Origin of the sequence: Kitasatospora sp. NPDC096140 (assembly GCF_040303045.1) — a bacterium.
Lineage (GTDB): Bacteria > Actinomycetota > Actinomycetes > Streptomycetales > Streptomycetaceae > Kitasatospora.
On record NZ_JBEOUW010000015.1, the window covers coordinates 176940 to 191441 of the forward strand.

The 14502-nt window shown below is 73.2% G+C and carries 16 protein-coding genes; 8 read left to right on the top strand and 8 right to left on the bottom strand.

What is annotated here, in order from left to right; translation table 11 throughout:
- Nucleotides 1-105 precede the first annotated feature (105 nt).
- Nucleotides 106-1095, top strand: coding sequence for an ArsR/SmtB family transcription factor (locus ABT048_RS18280; RefSeq protein WP_350522423.1), 990 nt, complete (start codon nucleotides 106-108; stop codon nucleotides 1093-1095).
- Nucleotides 1096-1131: 36 nt separating this feature from the next.
- Here ABT048_RS18280 and ABT048_RS18285 read toward each other — a convergent pair whose 3' ends face one another.
- Nucleotides 1132-1884: a DedA family protein gene (locus ABT048_RS18285; protein ID WP_350522424.1), complete on the bottom strand. Its 753-nt coding sequence runs from the start codon at nucleotides 1882-1884 to the stop codon at nucleotides 1132-1134.
- Between the two features lie 334 nt (nucleotides 1885-2218).
- Here ABT048_RS18285 and ABT048_RS18290 point away from each other — a divergent pair, with 334 nt between their 5' ends.
- A complete protein-coding gene (locus tag ABT048_RS18290) occupies nucleotides 2219-2695 on the top strand; it encodes a peptidase inhibitor family I36 protein (RefSeq protein ID WP_350522425.1) in 477 nt (158 codons plus the stop codon).
- On the opposite strand, the gene ABT048_RS18295 is transcribed toward ABT048_RS18290, so the two are convergent.
- The gene (locus ABT048_RS18295) at nucleotides 2673-3671 is read right to left on the bottom strand and encodes an AraC-like ligand-binding domain-containing protein (RefSeq protein ID WP_350522426.1); all 999 of its coding nucleotides are present in this window, start codon (nucleotides 3669-3671) and stop codon (nucleotides 2673-2675) included. The genes ABT048_RS18290 and ABT048_RS18295 overlap by 23 nt on opposite strands.
- A gap of 318 nt (nucleotides 3672-3989) precedes the next feature.
- Here ABT048_RS18295 and ABT048_RS18300 point away from each other — a divergent pair, with 318 nt between their 5' ends.
- Nucleotides 3990-4316: a hypothetical protein gene (locus ABT048_RS18300; RefSeq protein WP_350522427.1), complete on the top strand. Its 327-nt coding sequence runs from the start codon at nucleotides 3990-3992 to the stop codon at nucleotides 4314-4316.
- Between the two features lie 119 nt (nucleotides 4317-4435).
- Here the strand turns inward: ABT048_RS18300 and ABT048_RS18305 are convergent, their stop codons facing one another.
- The 5 genes from ABT048_RS18305 to ABT048_RS18325 form a co-directional block, all read right to left on the bottom strand.
- The gene (locus tag ABT048_RS18305) at nucleotides 4436-5287 is read right to left on the bottom strand and encodes a DUF4328 domain-containing protein (protein ID WP_350522428.1); all 852 of its coding nucleotides are present in this window, start codon (nucleotides 5285-5287) and stop codon (nucleotides 4436-4438) included.
- Nucleotides 5288-5666: 379 nt separating this feature from the next.
- A complete protein-coding gene (locus tag ABT048_RS18310) occupies nucleotides 5667-6431 on the bottom strand; it encodes a DUF4232 domain-containing protein (RefSeq protein WP_350522429.1) in 765 nt (254 codons plus the stop codon).
- 291 nt (nucleotides 6432-6722) lie between these two features.
- Complete coding sequence (locus ABT048_RS18315; RefSeq protein ID WP_350522430.1) at nucleotides 6723-6851, bottom strand: hypothetical protein; 129 nt, start codon at nucleotides 6849-6851, stop codon at nucleotides 6723-6725.
- 141 nt (nucleotides 6852-6992) lie between these two features.
- Nucleotides 6993-7730 (bottom strand): DUF4232 domain-containing protein, encoded by a 738-nt coding sequence (locus tag ABT048_RS18320; protein ID WP_350522431.1) that lies wholly within the window; start codon nucleotides 7728-7730, stop codon nucleotides 6993-6995.
- Nucleotides 7731-8106: 376 nt separating this feature from the next.
- Nucleotides 8107-8460 carry a carboxymuconolactone decarboxylase family protein gene (locus tag ABT048_RS18325; protein WP_350522432.1) on the bottom strand — a complete coding sequence of 118 codons (354 nt, stop codon included), beginning with the start codon at nucleotides 8458-8460 and terminating at the stop codon, nucleotides 8107-8109.
- A gap of 98 nt (nucleotides 8461-8558) precedes the next feature.
- Between ABT048_RS18325 and ABT048_RS18330 the strand changes: the two genes are divergently transcribed.
- The 4 genes from ABT048_RS18330 (at nucleotide 8559) to ABT048_RS18345 (ending at nucleotide 11966) form a co-directional block, all read left to right on the top strand.
- Nucleotides 8559-9419, top strand: a complete 861-nt coding sequence (locus tag ABT048_RS18330) for a LysR family transcriptional regulator (RefSeq protein ID WP_350522433.1) — start codon at nucleotides 8559-8561, stop codon at nucleotides 9417-9419.
- A gap of 450 nt (nucleotides 9420-9869) precedes the next feature.
- A complete protein-coding gene (locus ABT048_RS18335; RefSeq protein ID WP_350522434.1) occupies nucleotides 9870-10322 on the top strand; it encodes an outer membrane protein assembly factor BamB family protein in 453 nt (150 codons plus the stop codon).
- Nucleotides 10323-10531: 209 nt separating this feature from the next.
- Entirely contained in the window at nucleotides 10532-11074 is a 543-nt protein-coding gene (locus ABT048_RS18340; protein ID WP_350522435.1) for a hypothetical protein, read from the top strand.
- Nucleotides 11075-11348: 274 nt separating this feature from the next.
- Nucleotides 11349-11966 carry a hypothetical protein gene (locus tag ABT048_RS18345; RefSeq protein ID WP_350522436.1) on the top strand — a complete coding sequence of 206 codons (618 nt, stop codon included), beginning with the start codon at nucleotides 11349-11351 and terminating at the stop codon, nucleotides 11964-11966.
- A 77-nt stretch (nucleotides 11967-12043) separates the two neighbouring features.
- Here the strand turns inward: ABT048_RS18345 and ABT048_RS18350 are convergent, their stop codons facing one another.
- Entirely contained in the window at nucleotides 12044-12766 is a 723-nt protein-coding gene (locus tag ABT048_RS18350; RefSeq protein ID WP_350522437.1) for a GbsR/MarR family transcriptional regulator, read from the bottom strand.
- Nucleotides 12767-13084: 318 nt separating this feature from the next.
- Here ABT048_RS18350 and ABT048_RS18355 point away from each other — a divergent pair, with 318 nt between their 5' ends.
- Nucleotides 13085-14236, top strand: a complete 1152-nt coding sequence (locus tag ABT048_RS18355; RefSeq protein WP_350522438.1) for a serine hydrolase domain-containing protein — start codon at nucleotides 13085-13087, stop codon at nucleotides 14234-14236.
- Nucleotides 14237-14502 lie beyond the last annotated feature (266 nt).

The following is a 14502-nucleotide window of genomic DNA, read 5'->3' on the forward strand; positions in this document are numbered from 1 at the left end:
GATCGCCCGGGGTGTCGGGCACGGGATCCAGGGAACCCCGGTGACACATCCGCCGTCGAATGATTCGATTTCTTTCGAAGAGAATCTCGACGCGGGGGGCGGCTCGTGATCAGGATCGACCTCAGCAGTCAGGGGCTGGGCAAGGTCAGGTTCGCCATGACCCCGCTCGACGTCGCCAAGGACCTGCTGTACTCCCTCGCCCGCTCGCCCGGTTCACTCGACCCCGAGTGGCAGGCCTCGGCCCGGCAGGCACTGTCCGCGGGGCGGCTGGGATTGCTCGCCGTCGTCGCGGGCGGGGGCCCACGCGGCTACGCCCCCGACTTCCTCCGGCCGGAACCGCCCGGCTTCCAGCTGCCCCTGGACGAGGCCCTGCACCGCGTCGCCACCACAAGCCGGGAGCGGATCCGCTACGAACTCACGGGGGCCGTCGGCGGCCACTCATGGGGGCGCACCGCTGCCGACCGGCCGCCCCGGCTGCTCCTCGATGCCATGGAACGGGGCGAGGAGTACGTGGCACAGCGCGTCGCGGTGGAGCTGGAACGGTTCTGGCACACCGCCCTCGCGCGTCACTGGCCCGGCATCCGGGCCCGGCTGGAGGGCGACGTCGCCGCCCGCGCCACCGTGATCACCCGGCACGGCATCGCGGAAGCCGTCAACCACCTGGCCCCCAACCTGGAGTGGGACGGCGGCGCCCTGACCGTCCACCCGACGGCCCCCGGACTGCCCACGTCCAACCTCGACGCCGATGCCGCGATCTTCGTACCGAGCGTCTTCGCGGGACGGGCGACCTTCTGCGGTGCCGAGCCTCCGGGCGCGCCGGCCCCCCGCCTGCCGTTGATCGTCTACCCGGTCGGGCCGAACGACTGCCTCCCGACCGCGCCCGAAGGAGCACTGATCGGCCCGACCCGCACGAGGCTCATGGCCGAACTCGCCCAGCCCCGCACGACCGGAGAACTCGCCCGGCGCGTCCACCTCAGCCCCGCGACCGTCTCCTACCACCTGCAGATCCTCCACCGGGCCGGCCTCGTGCAACGCACCCGTCGATCCCGCACCGTCCTCTACCAGAGGGCCATGACCACGCACGGCTGGCAGTAGCCGCCCGAGGACGCCCGCGCCGTCGGGGCGGCCGGCTCAGGGATTCCGTCCGTCACTATCACCGTCACCGTCACCGTTGCCGTCACCACCGTTGCCGTCACCACCGTTGTCGCCATCACTGTCGCCGTCGCCCTCGCCCTCGTCGTCGCCGTCGCCGTCACCGCCGTTGTCGTCCGACGACTCGCCGCCCCGCGAGCGGTGCTGCCGCAGGTACCAGACCAGCAGGGTGACGGCGATGATCACGGCGATCGCGATGGCGGCGAACCGGCCGACCGTACCCTCCACCCTGCTGTAGGCGGCTCCGGCGAAGTAGCCGAGGAGGGTGAAGCCGACGCCCCACGCGACCCCGCCGAGGGCGTTGTAGAGCAGGAACCGGCGGTACGGCATGCGGGACATCCCGGCCAGCGAGGGCACCAGCGGGCGGAAGAAGGCGATGAAGCGGCCGACGAAGACGGCGGCCGGCCCGCGCCGGCGGATCAGGTCCTGTGCCGTGCCGACCCGCTTGGCATGGCGACGCAGCGGGCGGGTGTGGAGGATCGACGGGCCGAGGTGCCGGCCGATCTCGTACCCGGCGGAGTCGCCGAGGACGGCCGCGCAGACGACGACCAGGACCATCAGGCCGAGCGAGGCGCGGCCCTGGTGGGCCAGGAAGCCGCCGAACACGGCGGCGGTCTCGCCGGGGATGAAGAAGCTGAAGAACAGGGCGTCCTCGGTGAAGACCATGCCGCCGATGACCGCGTACACGACCGGGCCGGACAGGCTGCGCAGCCAGTCGGTGATCGCGTGCATCGGCCACACCTCGTCGGCGATCGTGCCCCTTTCCGCCCCAATGTAACGCTTGTCCCCACGCCGACCCCGTCGCACCGGACCGGGGCGGCGCGTTCCGCACCGACGGGAGGGTCGGCCGACGGCCGTCCGGGAAGCCGACGGCTCCGTCGCTCGCGATGCCGGCGCCCGGCCCGAGGGGCGCGCGGTACGCCACCTGCCCGGCGGCACCCGACGGGCCTGCGCGCATCGTCAACGGACCTTGCGCGGACGGCCGACGACTCCCGTCGCGCGCTGCCGCAGGGTTGGTGGTGGGCACCACGCCGGTGCCCACCGCCATACCCGGGAGGGATGCACCATGTCGCCCATCCGCACCATGTCGCCCGTCCGCACCAGGCCGTCCGTCCGCACCAGGCTCGCCGCCGCGGCCGTCGCCGCCCTGGCCGGTGCCTCGGTGCTCGCCGCCGCTCCGTCCGCGAGCGCCGGGACCGCCGTCACCGCGGTCGCCGGGGAGCCGGGGCTGTACCGGGTCACCGGGCCGGACGCGCTCGACTCGGCCTGGGACCTCTGCAAGGACGGCCAGACCTGTTTCTGGCAGAACGCCAACGCCGGCGGCTGGATCTGGATCGTGCCCTACTGCGGGCTGAACGACGTCCCGGACTGGTTCGACGACCGCGCCAGCTCGGTCTGGAACCGCGGCGGCGGCCCCGCCGACATCTACGCCGGCTCCGACTACTCCGGATTCATGGGCACCGTCCCGCGCTGGTGGCAGGGCAACCTCGCCTCCGCGCACAACGACCGGCTGAGCGCGGTCAACGTCCGCTGCGGCTCGTAGCGACGCCCGCACCCGCCGAGGCCCGGAAGTCGCTCGCGGTGGTGCCGTACTCGTCGCGGAAGGCCCGGCTGAAGGCGGCAGCGGCGCGGAAGCCCCAGCGCGCCGCGATCGCGTGCACCGGCACCACCGCGAGACCCGGGTCGGCGAGGTCCGCCCGGCACCGTTCCAGGCGGCGCCGGCGGACCACCGCCGCGACACCGCCGCGCTGTTCACGGTGGAAGAGCCCGTGCAGGGTGCGCAGCGAGATGTGGTGCCGGGCGGCGATCGCGGTGGGCGAGAGGTCCGGGTCGCCGAGGTTCTCCTCGATGAAGGCGTCGATGCGGGCGAGCAGCATCCGGTGGCGCGGCTCCGGCGGCAGCCGGTCCTCCACGCCCAGCCGGTGCGCGAGGAAGGCGACGGCCAGTTCGCGCGCCGCGATGCCGAGCCGGACGGCCTCGTGCTCGGCGACGGCGGGCGCCTCCCGCACGAGGCCGCGCAGGAATGCGGCCAGCACCCCGCCGACGCCGCCGCAGGCGGACGCGGAGCTGGCCAGCAGCCGGTCCAAGCGGCGGTGGTGCAGCGGGAGTTCGGCTGCCGGAAGGTGCAGGATGACGGCCCGGGACACGCCGCCGGGCAACCCGCGGCCGTCGAACGGGCGGGAGGTGTTCCACATCACGAGGTCGCCGGAGCGCATCCTGGTCTCGTTGTCGCCCTGGGCGATCCACATCGCGCTGCCCCGGATCAGCGCCAGCTCGTACACCTCCGGGTCGGAGCGTCGGATGAGAGCGGGGGTGCGCTCCGATCGGATGGACGGGAAGGACATCGTGGTGAGGTGTTGCCCGGGGCCGAGCGCCAGCGTGCCGACGGTCGCGGGGAAGTCGTCGGCGTGCTCGGTGGTGATCCGCGTGGGCGCGACGTCCCGGGCGACCATCTCGCACCACCACTCGAACCGGTGCCCCGGCTCGACGGCGGAACTGTCCAGGTGGTGGTAGGGCATGGGCCGCTCCCTGCGCTCCCCCGGGGGCGTGCGACACGGCCGCCCGAGCACGTCGCCGACATGACACAGCCTGCGCACGGCCGCCACCTCCCCGCAAGCGCTCGAATCCGCCAACTCCGCAGCCCGCACCGCCCGGTGTGCACGACTGCCGGTCCCGCACCACGACCCGCGGGCGACGTGAGGTCAACTGACCATCAATGTGGCGTGGTTGACGGTCAGAGAGGGGTCGGCCCGACGGCGGCACTCCGGCTTCCCACGGGGCTCTCGCTGTGCGAGGCTGCTGCGGGAAGGGCCGGCCCGCGGGAGGGAGGACCAGGCATGCCCGAGCAGCACGCGGACGAGGAGCAGCCGGAGGGCTTCCAGGCCGTGAACAGGATCGAGGGCGACGTCACCGTCCACGGCTCGGTGATCCAGGCGGACGTCCTCGTCGCTGACTTCACCGTCGACACCGACGGTGTCCGGCACCTGTCGCCAGCCCTGGCGATCTCCATCGAGAGCTTCCGATCCGGCACCACGGAGATCGTCCACGAGGGCGAGGAGACGACGGGTTCCTCGTTCCCCGGCGCCAGGCCTCGCCCTTCGGCCGTCCGCCGGTGGTGGCGTCGACTCCGGGGCCGACGCGGGCGACCGGGCGCGGACGGATAGCCCGGTTCTCGGCCGCCTGATGGTGGCCTGACCGAGCGAGCGTCTGCCTGAGGTCACTGGAAGTCATGGGCCTGCGGGCGCCGGGCCGGGGAGGGCCCGGACGGGCGCGTGGGCCGTCCTCAGGTGGAGGGCCGGCCCTCCGGCGCAGCGGCGGAGGCGGACGCGGGTGCGGCGTCGGACACCGGCGGAGCGGCCGGGGCCGAGACCATGGCGTGGACGCGGGCTTCCTGGGCGGCCCTTGCCGCGAGCGGGTTGACGTCGGCTCGGCGGGCCAACTGCATGGCGGTCAGGCGGTTGACCACCATGATCGCCGCGATCGCGGCCACCAGCCGCAGCGCCGACCCGGCGGCCTCCACCCGGATGGTGCTGCGCAGGCTTTCGAGGTCGCCCGGGACCGACGGGTCCACGTGCTTCAGCATGGTGGCGGCGATCCGGCTGACGATGATCGAGCCGATCCAGGTGGACCACCACAGGGCGATCACCTTCTCCGACGGCGTGCGCCGCCTTCCTTCGGCGTCCAGCGGCGCGCTGGCCCTCCAGCAGTCGACCATCAGCTGCCAGGGGAACCAGAGCGCGACGACGGGGGTGAACCACGCTCCGATGACCCAGCCGCGCCCGAGGCGGTGCCCGTTCGGCAGCAGCAGATCGGCGTTCTTGCGGATGCGGTAGAACCAGACGATGAACACCACGATGGTGGCCAGCACCAACGTGCTGTACACGTCGTTCAGCGTCTGCGCCGTGGAGTGCACGGCATCGAAGTCGTCGAGGTCGGCGTCACCCGGCGCGTCCAGCAGCCCGCCCACGAGGACGTCGGACCACACGTCGACCGCGACCGCCAGCACCGCCAGCGCGGCGTCCAACGCCAGCAGGGCGTACAGCGCCACGGCGAGGCCGTTCGCCGGACTCAGCGCCGCGGCCCATCCGGGGACCGCCTCCGCGCAGCCGAAGCAGCGGCCGCTGTCCGTGCCCACGGGGCGCGCCCCGCACGCCACACACACCATCAGATCGTCAACTCCTGGAATCGCCGTGTGCTCGACCCCGCACACCGGTACGCCACCACCCCGACGGGGGCGGGCGCGCCGACTCTAGGGGATCCGTGGCGCCGTCGGCCAGCGTGAATTCCCAGCTCGGAGGCGGTATCGCCGGATACGTGGCAATCGCTCCGACATCCGGGCCCGGGAGTCTGATCCTGAGCCCGGGGATCGGTTCCGGGGCCGGAGCCGATCGGCGTCCCTGCCCGGCATCGGGCCCCCGTGATCCGCCGGTGTGCTCGCCGTGTCCCACCGGAGGCCGTCGGTGAAGGACGTGCGGTGGACGGGCCGGGACGGGCGCAGGCCGCAGGGTGGCCGGCTACTTGCCGGCCGCTGCCACGGAGGTGACGGCTTCGGCCAGGGTGGGGCGGTAGATGCCCATCTGCGGGTTGAGGACGTGGGTGCCCGCGGCGAGCGGGAAGTTGCGGGTGTTGGCGAGGGGCATGTTGGTGTCGTCGTCGTCGACCAGGACGTTGATCTCGTTGATGCCGGGGGTGGTGCCGGTGGTGGCGCCGCTCGGGTCGAGGTCGATCACCACGTAGGCGCTGCGGCCCGCCGGGACCGGGAAGCGCAGGGTGCCGCTGGCGAGGATCGGCTTGATGTTGTTGCTCTGGTCCCGGGCGGTGGAGTTGCCCAGGTCGACACCCGGGGTGGAGCTCAGGCTGCAGGTGCCCGTGCCGTTGTTGCGGACCTCGATGGCCCACTGGCTCGGAGACCCGGCGCGGGGCGCCGCCTGGACGGTGAGGTTCTCGATGTCGCACGGCCGGGCGTCCGTGCCGACGTCCCCGCCGCCGGGCTGGGTACCGCCGGGCTTGGCGGCGCCCGACGGGCTCGCGGCGGGCGGTGTCTTGGCGGCCGGGCGGGTGGCGGTGGGCGAGGCACCGGCGGTGGGCGCGCTCGCGGTGGGAGCACCGGTGGCCGGGCCGGCCGGCGTCGACGGCGCGGCGGCCACCGAGGTGGGCGCGGGGGCCGGAGAGCCGCCTGCCGTGTCGGCGTTGTCGGGCCCGCACGCGGTCAACGCAAGCCCTGCCCCGACGACGAGGACGGCGGTGGCGAGCAGCGGACGACGGTTGCGGACGAACATGGTGACTCCTCGATGGTGATGGATACGTGAAGGGCGATGGACCGGCGCCGATCGGCGTCGATGCGCTCGGACAGGTCAAAGGACGTACGGCAGAAGGAATTTGGTGGCATCCGTGGCGTCACAATCGCCAGGACATGACAGGGACCGGACCGTGACGTTCGATCGGGTACGGCGCGGTTGACAGATCCCGTTGTGCCGGTGGGAGTTGTCGAGCGCGCGACGGATCCGGTGGTGCACCGCCCGCGTCGGCCGCCGAGTGGCGCTGGAGGCCAGGGGGCAGGACGTCGGACGTCAGCGCAGGGTGAGGCCGGCCTTCCGTGCGAGGTCCGGGTCCTCGGGACGGCCGAGGACGAGGATCCGGAGGGCCGTGCCGGCGTAGACGGCCAGGCGACGGGCGATCCTGCGGGCGGTGTCGGGCATGGTGGTCTGCCTTCCTGTCTTCCGGGCCTGGCTACTGGTCTTCGGGCTACCGGCCTTCGAGCTGCCGGTCTTCGGGCTACCGGCCTTCGAGCTGCCGGTCTTCGGGCGACCGGTCGCTCTTCGGGTCGGGTGGTGCGGGTGTCACCAGGAGACGGCGTCGTCCATCGACTGCTGCCAGTAGGTGACCTTGAGGGAGTCGTCGACGTACGCGCCCTTGGCCGGCAGCGGCGGGTGGGCTCCGGCGCCGACGCTCTCGTTGCCGGAGGGGCCGTGGAAGTAGACCTCCAGGGAGGTCACGGTGCGGCCGTTGGCGCCGTCGGTGCCGTCCGTGGAGGAGAGGTTGACGGAGGCGTAGCCGGACTCGCCGGGCTTGAGCGTGACGACGGCCTGCGGCTTCGAGTCGTCGATGACGGGGGGCACGGACTGGGCCTCGCCGAAGCGGACGGCCGGGTAGCCGTAGAGGTAGCAGATGCCGGAGCCCGTGTTCGTGACCGTGAGCAGCATGTGGTTCACGGGGCGGTTGAGCGGGGCGGCGGTGGTCTTGGTGTTGGAAGCCTCGCAGGTGCTCGGGTTGGCGGCGGCGGGCACCGCGGGGGCCTTCGGTGCGGAGGAGGCCGGGGCGTTGGCGGCGGGCTTGGAGGCGGTGGCGGCCGGGGCCTTGCCGGTGGGGGCGGCGGCGGACGGGGCGCCGGGCGCCGCGGAGGTCGAGGGGGTCGCGGGTGCGGTGGGCGGCGTGGTGAACGGGGTGACCGTGACCGTCGGGGCGGGTCCCGCCGACTTGACGTCCCCGTCGCCGTTGCACGCGGTCATCGAGAGGGCGGCGATGGCGACGCCGGCGGCAGCGGTGATCAGCCGGGTGCGGGAGGTGCGGACGGACATGTGGTGGTGCCCCTTTCGGCGGTCGCCCAACGGGTGGGCCGGTGCGTCGATCGGATGACCGAGGCTTGATGACCGAAGCCTGCGGGGCACTTCGTCCCAGCCACCACACCTGGCGGCACGATCGGGAGGGTGGAACGGCGAATGAGCCTCTGACCAGCGGGGATGGGCCGAGCCTGGAACGCTGGAACGGGACGCCGAGGGTTCACCGAGAGGTCGCCGAGGGGTCGCCGAGAGGTCGACGGGACAGGAATGGAAACGATCCGGCACGCCGTCGGACGGGCGCCGTGAAGCCGTCCGGCCGCGGTGCGGGCGGACTCACCCACACCGCGGCCGGAGACGACGGGCGGCGGATCGCTAATCACTCATCGCGGGCCGGTTACTCGGAGTCGTCCTTCCCGGGGTGGTGGTGCTCACGGTCGAGGCGCAGGGCGAGCAGGGCGTGGGCCATCGCGCCGCCGGCGCAGACGGCCGCGGCGACGAACCCGATCTCGGCGATCTCCTCGCGCGTGGCCCCCGCGTCCGTCGCGCCCCGGGTGTGGGTGTCGATGCAGTAGGAGCACCGCGTCGTCATCGCGACGGCCAGTGCGACCAGTTCGCGCAGCTTGAGCGGAATCGTCCCGCCCTCCCGGAAGACCGATTCGTGGAAGTGGATGAAGGCGTCGAACTCGTCCCGGGCCAGGGCGCGGACGGTCGGCACGGTGCGCAGGTCCGAGGGCTGTTGGTAGGTCATGGCCCGATCCAAGCCGCGCGGCGCACGGCGCGTCCAAGACCGTTTCGGACCGGGTGGGCATGCTTCCGCTATCGCTTCCGATCGCTATCGTGACCTCCATGGACCTGCGCAGACTCGGCTACTTCGTCGCGGTGGCGGAGGAGGCGAACGTCGGACGGGCCGCGAAGCGGCTACGGATGTCGCAGCCGCCCCTGAGCCAGCGCATCCGCGAACTCGAAGCGGACCTCGGCTGCGCGCTGTTCGTCCGGACCCCGCGGGGCATGGAACTGACCGCGCCGGGCCGGGTCCTGCTGGTGGAGGCCCGCGCCCTGCTGGCCGGCGCCGAACGGGCCCGCGAGCGGGTACGACGGGCCGCGGGCGAGCGGGTACTGCGGGTCGGGGTGCTCGGACCGGGCGAGCAGGCGCTGTCCTTCCCCGCCGCCCGGGCCTTCGCACGGAGCTGCCCCGACACGACCGTCCGGCTGCACCAGGGCGACCTGGGCGACCCGCTGATCGGACTGACGGCCGACCAGGTCGACGTGGCGATCACCTACGGCCCGTTCGACGAGACCGGGTTGGCGACGCGGACGGTGCGCGAGGACCGCTGCTACGCCGCCGTGCCCGCCGACGACCCGCTGGCCCGTCGGCGCAGCCTGAGCGCCGGGGACCTCGCCCACCGCAGCTCCGTCCGCCTGCCGGAAACCGCCGACCCCACCTGGCGGGCCTTCTGGCAGCCGACCCCCGACAGCGCCGACGGACCGGCGGTCCGGTCCCTGGACGAGTGCCTGCACGCCGTCCTGTGGCAGCGCGCCGTCGCCCTCGTCCCCGGTCAGGCGGCCGCCCGCCACCGGGTCGAGGGCATCGCCTTCCGCCCGGTCGACGACCTCCCGCCGAGCCGTCTGGTCCTCGCCTGGCGCCGGGCCGACCGCTCCCCGCTGATCCCCGCCTACGCGGCCGCCCTGTGCGCGTCGGCCGGGTAGTCCGGGACAGGGGACGCCGCACGAGCCTCCCCCGGCGATTCGGCGCACGGGCGCTGAGCTGCTAATATTCTTCTTGTCGCGAGGGAGAATGATTCCTCGTCAGGCGTCAGCGGTGCTACCAGAGCACGTCCTACTTTCAGTAGGAAGAGTCCGTGCAACCCGGGCCTGGCGCTCCATAGTCGGACGGGGTCCGGTACCTACCCAGGTACCGGACCCCGTCCGCGTTCCCGGCAGCGCCGGGCAGCGCCGCTCCCGGCGCCGATGGGGCGGACGACGACTCCCGCCGCCTCGTCGACGGATTCCTCGACGACCGGTGATCGGAACCCTCGATGCGCCCACCCTGCCCCCTCCCTTGCGAAACGGCCGTCGCGCCGCGGGGCGCGCCGGCATGCTCCGCCGGCCGCCCTCGCCAAGCTGATCACCCCGGCCAAGGCGACCAGCGCGCGGCTGATGCCGTACCAGGGCGACAAAGCCCTGCTCGAATGGTCCTCGTACGGCGAATCCGAAGCGGTCATGACGCTGATCGACGTCAAGAGCGGCCGCCGGCTCGCCGAGGGGCCGGGCATCGACACCAACGGCACCGTCGATGACGACGGCCTCGCCGTCTCCCCGGACGGCAACACCGCCGTGGTGCAGTACGGCAAGGGCGCAGTGGCCTGGAACACGGAGACCGGCAAGGAGCTGTGGCGCCAGGCCGCGGACGAGGTGAACATCACGCCGCGCGCCCTCCCGGGCAACGGTGTCCTCTACGCGTACGTGAACGGCGCCGGAGCCGCGCTCGACGTCCGCGACAAGAAGCTGCTGGCCTCGGGGATCGGGGAGATGCCGCAGTTCACGACGAACGGGTACGCCGCTGTCCGCGGCCCCGGGGGCCTCTTCGTCTTCGCCACCCAGCCCGTCTGACGGACGGGCGCACCGCCCCCCGTTCAGGGTCCCGATGGGTCCCGGGGGGGCCAGCGGTCCCCGGTGGGGGCGGTGTCGGGTGGGGTGGGCCCGACTGATCGTTCCGGAATGGGTCGAGCCGCGGGTCCCGTGCTCGACGATCTCGGTCGGCAGGGCGTCCGGAGTGCGTGCCGATCTCGTTCCGGCCCTACTCTCACACGGTGATCACCATGCCGACGGACGCAACGAATCAGCCGGACCCGACCGAGACCGGAGCGGACTTCCGCGTCCTGCTGCAGCGCCTCATCAGGCACTACGAGGACTCCGGCACGGACGTCCCGGAGGTGGACGACGTGCTGCTCCGCTGGGCGGCCGTGCTTCCCGACCACGCCCCTGATCCCGGCTGGCCCGGCCTGGCCCGCCACCTGCTCGACGCGCTCGCCGCGCCGTCGGCCGGGCTCGCCGCCCCTGCCGCCCTGGCCGATGAGCCGCCGGTCGCGACCTCAGGGGACCTGCGCACCCGGCTGCGCGCCCTGGCCGCCGACTACGCCCGGGACCGTGCCTGGCGGGCGGACAGGCGGGCCCGCGGCGAGTGGGCCGGTGACGGCGGCGGCTGGGCGAGCGCCTCGCTGGCCGGGTTCCTGGAGTCCTGGGACAGCTGGCTGGACGCCTCGCTCGGCAGGCCGCCGAGGTTCCCGGGCGTTCCGCCGGTCGAGCCGGTGACGTGGGCTTCGGTCGCCTGGCAGCTCGGCGCGGCCCGCGTCTACGAGTGACGCCGTCCGGACGCGCGGAACTCCCGGAGGTCCGCCAGGCCGCCGGGCGTCCGCCGCGCCGGCCCCGCAGGCCCAGCCCGCCGCCTTGCGGCCCGTGCCCGTACCCCGAGTGCGGGCCGCAACAACCGGCCGCAATAAGGAGTGTCGGACCACCCGGTGCTGGTGCTGTACTGGGCGCATGGGGGTTGACGACGGCCGGATGCGGTTGCCACTGACGAGCCATCCTGTCGGTGATCCGGGTTCCGGGCTCAGCCGGATCCTGAGCACCGGCCGGATGCTCCGCAATACCTTCGTCCACCCGCCCGACGGCCAGGTCGCCTTTCTGACCGCGAGCCGCGCCGACCTCCTGCGGCTCGGCGCCCTGTTCCGCGTCGCCGCGACGAGCCCGCACAGTGCGGTCCACATCCCGCTCCCGTCGGGCGACCAGCCGACGACCTTCGTCGGCAACGCCCGTCCGCTGCCGCTGCTCCTGGCCCGCGAGGACACCGGGCTGCGGCCCTCGCACTGGCCGGACCTGCGGCGCCGGATGCGCCGCGCCTCGACGCCCCTGAGGGTGACGGCCCCGGCGGCGCGCTCCGCCGACCGCCCCGACGACGTCCGTCGCCGCGCCGACCGCCACCCCGCCCGTTTCGCCGAGCACGCCGCGACGATCGTCATCACCGCCCGGGCCGAGCTCCTGTTCTGGATCGGGGACTGGCTCACCGACGTCGGCGACCGCGTCGCCGCGGAGCCGCACGTGCATCAGCACGGCGAGTGCTTCCTCGGCGACATCGTCGGCTTCTTCGACCCCGAGGGCACGAACCGGCCGATGCACGCGTTCTGCGTCGTCGCCGTCGAGCCGATCTTCCACCGGGCCCGCTGGCAGCAGCATCAGCGCACGCCCGTCGGATGATCACCGGATGACCACCGGGCGCTGCGGGCCTGCGGGTGCTGCGGGCGCTGCGGGCGCTGCGGGGCGGCGGCGTGCACTCACCCGCCGTCGGAGCTTTCGGCCAGGCTCCGGCGCCACTGCTCCATGCCCTGGCGGAGGGAATCGTTCACCATCAGCAGGAGTCCGGCGGAGGACTCGAAACGGGCGCCCGCCGGGGTCGCGGCCCCGAGGATCCCGGCCGCGCGCTTCGCCTCGGCCGCCAGGGCGTCGTTCGTCTGCATGGTGACCAGCAGGGTCCGGACCCAGATGCCGTCGTCGATGACGTAGCGTTCGCGGCGCACGCCGGGAGTCCGCTCCCGCCGGAGCAGCCCCTGCTGTTCGAGGAACGTGACGGCGTTGGAGATCGACGCCGGGCTGACGCGGAGCCGCTGGACCAGGTCGGCGGCGGTGAGGGCGCCGGAGTCGGTGACGTACAGGCAGGCCATCACCCCGGCCGCCACCCGGGGCACCCCCTGCCGGACCAGGACGGCAGCCCAGGACTCCGTGAGGTCCTGGACCGTGTGGGGGTCGCGCCCCCCGCCGCCGTCGGGGACCGGCGCCGCCGCGGGTTCGGCCTGCTTGTGCCGGCGGGCGCGGTGGCGGGTGGCCTCGTGCGCCCGGGTCGCCCCGTAGCCGTCGGGCCCGCCGTTGCGGGTGACCTCCCGCATGACGGTCGAGGCGGGCCGGCCCAGGCGCCGGCCGATCTCCGCGTACCCGAGTCCGTCGGCCAGCCCTGCGGCGATCTGCCGGCGGTCCTCGCTGGTGAGTCTGCCTCCGGGCATCGGCACCCGTCTCCCCTCTGCCGGCGTGCGCGGGGCCGGTGCCCGCGAGCCTCGCGGCACAGTATGCATTCAGCCGCAGCTCATTGCAAAGGAGGGCTCGATCGCCCATTGCATTAAGCGTCAAGGTCATTGCAAAGACTGGCCTTCAATGACAGAAACACCCTTGCACTGCAAGCGAAGTGAGACTCCTTTGAGCGTTGACCGATTAATGAACGCAATGTAGCGTCGAGGATGTTCAGCGAAGCCCGAACACTGGCGGGAGCCGGCCGGGTTCCCACGCCGACGTCCGCCGCCGGCGGATCCGAAGGAGGCACCACCATGTCCGTCACCCCCATCCACCAGCCGGAGCCCACCCTGCCCGAGCCCGCCACCGGACAGGACCGCCCGGAGCTTCAGGAGGCCGTCCAGGCCTTCGTCGACGCCGGGTTCGCCGGGATGCAGATGCGGGTGCACGACGAGCAGGGCGCATGGGTCGGCACCGCTGGCGTGCGCCAGCTGGGCGAGGCCGGGGAGCCTCCGGCGGACGGGCGGTTCTGGGTGGGCAGCACCACCAAGACCTTCGTCGCGACCCTGGTCCTGCAGCTGGTGGCCGACGGCGCGATCGGGCTGGACAGCCCGGTGGCCGACCACCTGCCCGGGCTCGGCCTGGACGGGCGCATCACCGTGCGGATGCTGCTGCAGCACACCAGCGGGCTGTACAACTACACCGGCGAGCTCGACCCCGACGGGACGTTCGTGCCGGGGCTCCCCTCGGTGGGCAAGGCCTGGGTGGAGAACCGGTTCCACAGCTACCGCCCGGAGGAGCTGGTGCAGTTCGCGCTCTCCCGGCCCGCGCGGTTCGAGCCGGGGACGGACCAGAGCTACTCCAACACCAACTACACGGTGGCCGTGCTGCTGGTCGAGCGGATCAGCGACCGCTCGTACGCCGAGGAGATGCAGCGACGGATCCTCCAGCCGCTCGGACTGCGGGACACCGCGGTGCCCGGCACCTCCCCGGAGCTCCCCGAACCGCACGCCCACGGCTACTACCGCTACCAGGACGCCGAGCGCTGGGAGGTCGTCGACGTTACCCGGCAGAACCTCTCCCTGCTGGCCGGCGCCGGCGACATGATCTCCACCACCCGGGACCTCCACACCTTCTTCTCCGCGCTGCTGGGCGGCAGGCTCCTGCCGGCCCCGCTGCTGGACGAGATGCGCACGCCGCACGGGATGCTCGGGTACGGCCTCGGCCTGTTCGTGCAGGACCTCGGGCCGGGCCACGGCACCATCGTCCACCACAACGGCGGCGCCCCGGGCGGCTTCGGGGCGCTGATGATCAGCACCCCCGACGGCGGAAGGACCCTCACCGCCGGGCTCACCACCGGGGACTCCGCGACCGACCCGGCACAGGAGTTCCCGAAGGCACTGGACCGGCTCGTCAAGGCGGTGTTCGGCGGCGCGCAGGCCGGCAGCGACGGGCCCACGGCCTGAGCGGCTCGCGGCCATGAGCCCGGGTCCGGGAGACGGCCGGGTCGGCGTCCGCACGACGGGGGTGGACGCCGACCCGGCGGTGAGCCAGCGGCGCGGCAGCAACCGGCCGACATAGCTGCCGGTCAACAACGCCGCGCTCCGAGGGAGTTCGCCCTCCGGGCGGAGGTGCGTTACTGAGGTTTTCGTTCTGTTGTCGGTGGTGACAGGTAGTGATCCCTGCGGTATGCCAATGGTGTGCGGTATGCGCAGGGTGGGGGCCTGACCGA